Here is a 1,997-nt window from a genome sequence, read left to right as displayed (position 1 = left end):
AACTCTTCCTGACTTAGAAGAAGGTGAAGGGTTGTACTTTCAATCGGTTGCAATTGCTTCCGAGGGTTACTTTGAGTAAACACATAACAAGCAATTTAAGAGGGATTCACAACGCTTGGCACTTTTGTTTCTACTTCAAATTTAGTGTTTATGGCACAATGCGTTAGGTTTGGGTGGAGGCGTTGTTCACCCCTTAATTGGGCGTTAGCTTGGGTTAAGAAAAACGGTGAATTTAGGGTGGAAAAGCTTTGGATTTTCTAGCTACACACCGGACAAATCTCAGCTTATCAACTATCTCGCCAGTGGCACTTTTCGGGAAGTGTTTGAACTTAACGAAGTCTGCTTACGGGAAGTGTTGTGTTTGTTAAGTTCGTTGGTGTGGCTTCTTGGTTGTTGAAATTCATGAATGCCTAAATTCGTTTCGTGTGCTTTGTCGTTGGCTTTTTCGATAGAATTCTTTGCAAATTACCATGCTTAGGAATGGTGATTTTCTCGGTCATTTCTTCTTTGCCAAGCACATTTCGTGGATTAGGCTTTAATTTCACAGCTGTCCGTTTTACTTTGCCGTTTGAAAGCAATAATGTGTTTCAAATTAGGCATTTTGTCGTAATTTGCTAGCGAAAGTGCAGCAGCTAACTAGGCGTTTAAGACGGATTCCCAACGCTTGGGAGTTTCGGCTCTAGGTTGAGTGTTGTGTTTAAGGCGCAATGGTTTAGGATTGTGGTCGCGTTGCTCACCACTTAACGCGGCGTTAGCCTAATTAGTCATAAATGAAATAAATTATAGGAGTTAGCTTTTGGAAAACTTAGGTCAAGAGTTGTATGAAGAGTATGCACTTATTAGTAAGAAGTATCTTAAAAAATCGTGGTATAAGGTGCCGAGTTTCTTAAAGAGAACTTTCGGCAAAGGTGAACATTATTCTCAGTTACTTAAAAAGGAACAAGTGATAGTCCATGATGCAAAGTTATTTGCAGCCTCAAAGCTTAAAGCCGGGGGAGGACTAAACAAAGCGTATATTAACGAAATCATCGTTGCTTATAAAAATACTAGGGAGAGATTAGTTAGTCGTTCAAACTATTTAACGTTACTAGCGGCAAGCTTTGGTTTAATTTCAGCTGTTACAGGAATGTCTCTAAAGTTAGAGGTCGTTTCAGGCATTTTCCCTAGTTTATTTACTTTGGCATTATTCATTCCGCTTTTTTTGCTTTTAGTTGAACGGAGTAAATTGAATGAACATGCAGCACAGACTCAAGAGTTAGCAAATATTCTTGAACTGGTTAAAAACGACCTTGAGAAAGACTTAAACCAAGAGGTAAAACAATCCCAAAGGGTAGAGTTGCAAGAAAAGGTGCACGTGTATAACTAGGCTAACAAACAATTTAAGAGTGATTCAGCACGCGTGGCATTTTTGGTATGCGTTGGTTTTGGGTGTTGCAGCGCCATGCGGCGGCTTGGTCATTGCGTGCTTCACACCTTAATTGGGCGTTATGTGTTTGATGGGTTTTTAAGGTCAAAGCTACGATTTCATTGAGAATTCGTTCCGTGTTTTCGGCAAGTTGGCTTGGTCGAAATGGATTCTTGAACAACTTGAGATTGATCGTTTTCAAGGTTCTTGGGTTGCCTCAATTGAGTTTTGGATCTGGTTTGTGTTGAGTTTCATCAGTTTCAAATCGCTTTAATTGAAATGTCTTTTTGACTGATTCACTTGCTGACATTCAGCTCTGAAAATCTGGTGAAGCAAAAAATTTAGCGGTTGCTGAAAGGGCGCTTTCTTTGTCGTTGATTCTGCAAGTGGCTCTCTTTGGCTAAGAACGCTGTGATATTTAGGTTTTAGTAAGCATCGTTTTTGTACGTAACTTATTCAAATATCTTCATTTCTACGGTGGTTTACTTTGAATTCACGGTAAAATTCACATAACAAGCAATTCAAGTGGATTCTCAACGCGTGGCAGTTTTACTATGCGTCAGGTAAAGTGTTTTACGGTGTTATGCAGCGG

At 39.7% G+C, this 1,997-nt stretch carries 1 protein-coding gene; it reads left to right on the top strand.

Features of this window, described 5'->3' with window-relative positions:
• Positions 1 to 796: 796 nt before the first annotated feature.
• A complete protein-coding gene (locus AACW06_RS19280; protein ID WP_192076298.1) occupies positions 797 to 1,366 on the top strand; it encodes a hypothetical protein in 570 nt (189 codons plus the stop codon).
• Positions 1,367 to 1,997 lie beyond the last annotated feature (631 nt).

This window comes from Vibrio sp. S12_S33 (assembly GCF_963889785.1).
In the GTDB taxonomy this organism is placed as follows: domain Bacteria; phylum Pseudomonadota; class Gammaproteobacteria; order Enterobacterales; family Vibrionaceae; genus Vibrio; species Vibrio aestuarianus.
The sequence above is the reverse complement of the archived record's forward strand: the minus strand, read 5'-3'. Positions and strand labels throughout refer to the sequence as shown.